General features: G+C 31.3%; 9 protein-coding genes. 6 read left to right on the plus strand and 3 right to left on the minus strand.

The window, feature by feature from the left end:
- Window positions 1-850: 850 nt before the first annotated feature.
- Genes RB298_RS25610 through RB298_RS25620 form a run of 3 tightly spaced genes read left to right on the plus strand, consistent with a single transcriptional unit; the run spans window position 851 to window position 1,620 of the window.
- Entirely contained in the window at window positions 851-1,114 is a 264-nt protein-coding gene (locus tag RB298_RS25610; protein WP_486049159.1) for a hypothetical protein, read from the plus strand.
- Window positions 1,115-1,369, plus strand: a complete 255-nt coding sequence (locus RB298_RS25615) for a hypothetical protein (RefSeq protein WP_486049161.1) — start codon at window positions 1,115-1,117, stop codon at window positions 1,367-1,369.
- A gap of 2 nt (window positions 1,370-1,371) precedes the next feature.
- Window positions 1,372-1,620, plus strand: a complete 249-nt coding sequence (locus RB298_RS25620) for a helix-turn-helix domain-containing protein (RefSeq protein ID WP_486049162.1) — start codon at window positions 1,372-1,374, stop codon at window positions 1,618-1,620.
- Window positions 1,621-1,838: 218 nt separating this feature from the next.
- On the opposite strand, the gene RB298_RS25625 is transcribed toward RB298_RS25620, so the two are convergent.
- Window positions 1,839-2,417: a hypothetical protein gene (locus RB298_RS25625; protein WP_486049164.1), complete on the minus strand. Its 579-nt coding sequence runs from the start codon at window positions 2,415-2,417 to the stop codon at window positions 1,839-1,841.
- Window positions 2,418-2,722: 305 nt separating this feature from the next.
- On the opposite strand from RB298_RS25625, the gene RB298_RS25630 reads away from it, so the two are divergent.
- From RB298_RS25630 to RB298_RS25640, 3 genes are all read left to right on the plus strand, one after another.
- Window positions 2,723-3,019 carry a hypothetical protein gene (locus RB298_RS25630; protein WP_486049165.1) on the plus strand — a complete coding sequence of 99 codons (297 nt, stop codon included), beginning with the start codon at window positions 2,723-2,725 and terminating at the stop codon, window positions 3,017-3,019.
- A gap of 49 nt (window positions 3,020-3,068) precedes the next feature.
- Entirely contained in the window at window positions 3,069-3,281 is a 213-nt protein-coding gene (locus tag RB298_RS25635) for a hypothetical protein (RefSeq protein WP_486049167.1), read from the plus strand.
- A gap of 74 nt (window positions 3,282-3,355) precedes the next feature.
- The gene (locus RB298_RS25640; protein ID WP_486049168.1) at window positions 3,356-3,988 is read left to right on the plus strand and encodes a hypothetical protein; all 633 of its coding nucleotides are present in this window, start codon (window positions 3,356-3,358) and stop codon (window positions 3,986-3,988) included.
- A gap of 447 nt (window positions 3,989-4,435) precedes the next feature.
- Here RB298_RS25640 and RB298_RS25645 read toward each other — a convergent pair whose 3' ends face one another.
- Window positions 4,436-5,020 (minus strand): AbiV family abortive infection protein, encoded by a 585-nt coding sequence (locus tag RB298_RS25645; protein ID WP_486049170.1) that lies wholly within the window; start codon window positions 5,018-5,020, stop codon window positions 4,436-4,438.
- A 35-nt stretch (window positions 5,021-5,055) separates the two neighbouring features.
- Window positions 5,056-5,688: an AbiV family abortive infection protein gene (locus RB298_RS25650; RefSeq protein WP_486049172.1), complete on the minus strand. Its 633-nt coding sequence runs from the start codon at window positions 5,686-5,688 to the stop codon at window positions 5,056-5,058.
- Between the last annotated feature and the right edge of the window lie 58 nt (window positions 5,689-5,746).

The raw sequence follows: 5,746 nt of genomic DNA on the forward strand, positions 1-5,746 counted from the left end.
CTGGTATATGGGTATTAACGAAGCTATAGACAAGGACAAACTATATCAAAGAGAAAGTGATACATTAGCTAATGAATGGCTTTGCAAACTTTTTAGTGAAAATGCAGACATGGATGATTTATGGGATAACTTATGGGATAATGACGAATACCGCAAATAATGGGGCTTGCTTCATCACAAATAATTAAAAAACATTCGCCAAAGAAAAGCACAATGGACTGGTATCAATTTGTTCATGGTTGCCACTGGATAAATCAGTTTACAGTTGCTTTAATATCTGATCTGTAGCTTTGAATGTGGAAATTGAGCTTAAAAGCACCAAACGACATACTGTAGCTTCATTTATTATAAAAAATGATATTGTTTATTTAGCGGATATTTTAAACGAGTGGGAAACCACTGAGCAATTGTTAGATTTCATGTACGGAGAAAGCTAAATATCATACTACTTAATAAAATTATAAAATCTTTAGAAAACATGGCTGGAATATTGTGAAATGAAAAGGTTCTTATATTCACCTTGAAAATCGTTATACGAAAAGCGAACAACCATAGCTAGACGTAATTATGCTTATGATAATTCTAAAATTAAAACACTATCAAAACAATTTGATATAAATATTAGGGTCACTCATTAAGAGTGGCCTTTATTTGTTTGAAAATAACTCTTTCTACCTACTCCCTGCTATTTATGCCTGTCTTAAAATAATCACGTAAGTAAATATTGGGAGGAATTGCTGAATGGACAGTCTTATTGTCAAACTTGCGAAGTCATTTTCAAACGGACTTATGGATCAAATTTACTTTATGGAGTTAATCAAAGAAACTGTTGCAGAAATGGGGAATCAAAATGAATAAGGAACTAATGACAAACTTAGTAAACACATTAACGAAATATAAAGACGGAACTGGAGAACATGACCGAGCAATATTTGAAACGTTCCTTTACGGTGTTTTTGATGAAAAGAATAGAAACTATACGGTAGTACAACATTTAGAATTGCTCGCGGAAGTGCTTGCAGAGAAAAAACGAATTGATTTAGTAGACGATATTACATTTGCAAATGCTAACGCTGCTTATGAAGTCGATGTTCACCTTCGGGAGTTGATATAAATGCAACAATATCAAATTGAAAATGCCGTTATAACATTGATTTATCATTGTAGAAGACCGCATGAAATCAACCAACAGATTTTCTTTAAGTACATGGAAAACTTATGTGATAAAAATAATCGCCATTACATACTTGAAGATTTACAACTTGTGGCGAGCATATTGAAGAAATACAAAATGCCCGAACTTGCGAGCGTTATATCGCTGTTTGATTACAAAGCATTTCAAATTCTTAATGTATATATGAGAGATTAAAAATGAAAGAATTTGAACATATAAAGCTAGAAACCAAGCGTGAATTTATACGGAAGTACGTTTATACTTCTGCGGAAGCACTTGCATTCTTAGAAATCACTCGACCACGTTTAAGTCAATTGATACGTGATGGAAAAATCAAACCAGTTAAAAAGTTAGGGTCTACGAGTCTATTTCTGCTTGATGATTTGCTAAAGAAGAAAGAAGAAATGAAATTGCTACGGAAAAAATACAGGCCATGGGAAGTTTGAAAACAATTGCGAGTTAGACCGTAGGTGTAGGTGATCCTGCCACAGGCAGGACACCTCATCAATTATTAAGGACGTGAATACACATGACAGAAAAAAATATAAACTTTACAAAATCTCTATTCTCCCACTAATTTTTTTAAAATCAGCATCAATGGTAGCTACAGTAAATTCAGTTTTAAACTTCTTTTTATATTTCTTGTTATGTACATCGAGGTATTCTACATCAAAATGAAAAAAATATCTTTCAACTCGTTTAATTTGTTATGTTTACAACATAATTCTACATAACAACCGAATAATAATGTTATTGACCGTGGAATTTTCAATAGTTCATTAGTATCCTTGTCCGATTTATACGGCAGAAGGAAATCTATTCTTTGTACCAAGTCATGCTTTAAATTAATACCCCGACTTAAATTACCACTTCTTATATTAAATAAGTCAAATCCTTCACTAAGCTTTTCACTGTCTTCAATAAGATACTCATTGTTAATATCAAGAGTTTTTACTTTCTCTATAAAATCGGTTTCTATTTCCCATTTTATCTTTAACTTCTTTGCTGTACCTAATCCCACATTATAAATTGGTAACGAAAACTCTTTAGATTCCTTAGAATGTTTAATTTTAGGCAATTCTTTTGCTTGAGCAATAATCATTTCAAATACATCATTTTTAACATAAATATCTGGTCGGTTTGCTGTCAATCTTTGTTTAGTTGAATTCAATAATGTGCCTACTCCTACAATAGAAGTAAGAAGAGTCGCCATAGAAGCTAATGTTTTGATGTCAAAATTCAACACAACTACCCCCTTTTTTACAATAATTTCATTTTATACCACAAAATACTACATTGACAACAAAATCCAAATCCAATGCTTAGTTTCGCGCTGTTAACGTTTTAACCGTTTCACGATACAAACTATTACACTCTATTAGAAAACAAAATGCTGATATGTTTTAAACATCCGTTTTTTCTCAACTATGGAGAATTGAATATTAATATTCAAGAAATAGGTCAAACGATGTATTATTTTAAATTAATTGGAAGGATTGTGAAGTAATTTGTCGTATTACTATAGTTGGATAAAGGGGGTGAAAAAATATGGAAATTATTTTATCTCAACTTGTACATTTAGAGCCAATGAATGAAGGCTGGACTACTGTTAAGAAATCATTCGAATCTAATGTTATTCCTCACAAGGGTGCTTATATAACTGACAGTGTTTGGAAAGCTGACGATGAACAAGAAGTTGCATCTGTTGAAATAAATTATCAAGAAAATTATTGTTTCGTTCATTTGAAACCGATTGAACTAAAAACAAATGATGAAAATGTGTTAAGAGAGTATGTGAAAATGACCAAGCTACATGGTTGGGAATCAATGATGGAAACAGAGTGATTCTAAAATTACTGATAAATACTTTCTGTCGTAAGGAGAGAAAACTGACATGAAAACTGTTAGATACATGGTTCCATGGCCTGAAGGAAAGACAGAAGAAGAAATTGCTGAAAATCTGCCATCTATGCCTAAAGTTGAGAAATTATTAAATGATTCCAGCAAAGAGATTGTTGCCGTTGAAGAAGCTCGCATGCTTTTTTACACTAAAGAGTGGTATGCGGTAACAATTCAATACAAAGAAAAAGCTGTACAGGAAGTATAAAGATGAAAAGCATTCCTCCGTGGAGTGCTTTTATTTAAATCACGGATTAACATAACTAAAGGAGAAATAAAAAATTGAATGAACAAATTGTCTATCGAACTGATGAGTTAGAAAATGCAATTGATTATCTGGAACAAGCTGCAAATTTCTTTGAGAACGTAGAAAATCCACATCGTTTTAAATGGCTTATGATTTCGTTGCATGGAGCATTATATGGATTTGGGGTATGTGCTATAAAAGGCTCACGTTCTTATCACAATGTAATCAAGGAAATAAATATGAAATCAAAAAAAGTTAAGACGAAAAAAGCAGAATTGGAATCGTTACTTAGTGAATTTGATTTCGACCTCGATTCAATGTTAACTTTGAATGTTTCAGAATTAATATCTATTTGGACAGTTTTGAATAGGTGTAAATCAGAACAATATATGCAACAATTTGTTCATAGCGAAGTTTTACATACAACTTCTCAACAAGATTATGCAATACAAGAATTAATAAAATATCGAAATCAATTAGCTCACTTTAAACCTTCTGCATATGGTATTGTTGGCGATTATGAAGAAGATATTATTATGCCAGTAGTAAAAGTTATAAAATTTTTAGCTTTGGAATGTAATAATGTCATGTACTATAGTGATGAATCAAAAATGCGAGTGGAAAAAGCTCTTCAAATATTTAAAAACAAGCTTAAAAAATTTACATAATATTTATTGATAATAACATTATCACAAGCACTAGCTTTCATTAGCTGGTGTTTTTTTATATTCACATGTATTTATTCATGAATCAAAATTAAACGTCACTGTGCGTTAAGCTCTTTGTGTGGGTGTTCCTTGTAATATTCTGCTCGCTTATCCCAAGTTGATTGGAACTGCTTAATACGTGCTTCTTCTTCCGCACTCTTCGGGAAAGCCTGGGCGAACAGTGCGGAAAATATCATGCTGAATAGTAACAATGCCCCTAACCCGAAAAACACGGTCATTATATGATGGTTGATTATCGTGAGCATAATCCTGATTTAGCTGTAGAACGATTTAAAAATCAATTTGATGAATTTTTAAATGCGAATGAAGTAGTTTGATAGCTACTTCATTCGCATTTAAATAAAAAGCAGTAATATGGTTACTGCTTTCATTTACAAGGTGGAATTATTAAATTAAACCTGATTTTCTAAACAGTTCCCTTTGTCTTTTAGCTTTGTCATTGTCTAACGATTTCTTTATATTGCCTTTAACATGAAAATTACCCAAAGTAAAAGTTTTAAACATTTCTTCAACCAATTCTAGATGTTTTCGAGCTAAATTTTTCCCAATTTCCATTGATGGCTTGGTGAACTTATTATTTTTAATATCAGCATAAATGCTGTTATTTTTCATTTGGTTAATGTGTTGCAAAGTATCTTTCATTTTCCCCATAGTAAAATGAGAATTTTCTTGCTTGGTAATATCTAACATATGTCTATAAAAAACAAAATTTTGTCTATTTTTAGATTCATGGCTACGTAAACGTTTATGGAAAGTTTTCCAATCATGTGGTTCCTTAAAAAAAGATCTTGTAACTTCTTGATAAATAATCGGCAGTTTCGCTAACTCTTCATGAGCAAATTGAGCTAAAGCATACGCACGAGCATATTTTTTATTTTCATACAGCAATCTTGACTCTTCTAACAATTCCTTAGCATTTTCATAAACAAAAATATAAGCTTCTTCTAGCTTTCCAAAAGATAAGGCTGTCAAGTAAGTTCCCCTCCATTATCAAATAGCTAATATGTTTATATTTTTCTTGCGCTCGGAAAGTACATATTTTTAATTAACATCAAATCATCGTTATTCATTTTTTTAGCTAGCTCAATCAGATTTCCACCTTCGTGCCATTTATTAAGCTCGATATATTCTTTTAATAAAAAACCAGATGATACTAAATTAGTTGCTTGCTCTCTAGAAATTACTTCGCTAGGAGTTTTGGTTACATTTTGATATTGGTCTACATATAAAGAAGCATTTTTAAAACTATTAAATTGATTGATTTCTTTCTCATCAATAATATTTTGAACATTACCGTTCGCAAAAGAAGTTATTATTTCTATCCTATCTTCTTCGCTCAAAGGGCTACTGTAGCCTTTTAATTTTTTAACGAATGAATAAGCTAATTGAATTTTATCTGTATGCTCTGTTTGTCTTTTAAGGAGCTTCTTTACATCTAATGTTCTAATTTTAAATTTCATAATTGCAGAAGCTAGCATAATACAACGTGCTAGTTCTTCAATAGCAATATGAGACAACAAATATGACCTTGCATGTTTGTTATTATCAAGTAGCAATTGTGCTTCTTCTAACAATTCTGAAGCATTATAAAACGCTTTAGTATAGTTTATTTGAAGTTCTTTGAAGCTATTTAAGCTCATATAACCCCTCCCTACCACTAATTCAATTTTATCTCATAATAGGTAAATTCATCAACAA

The sequence above is a fragment of the Priestia sp. BR_2 genome (assembly GCF_041954005.1).
Classification (GTDB): domain Bacteria; phylum Bacillota; class Bacilli; order Paenibacillales; family Paenibacillaceae; genus Paenibacillus_AQ; species Paenibacillus_AQ lautus_A.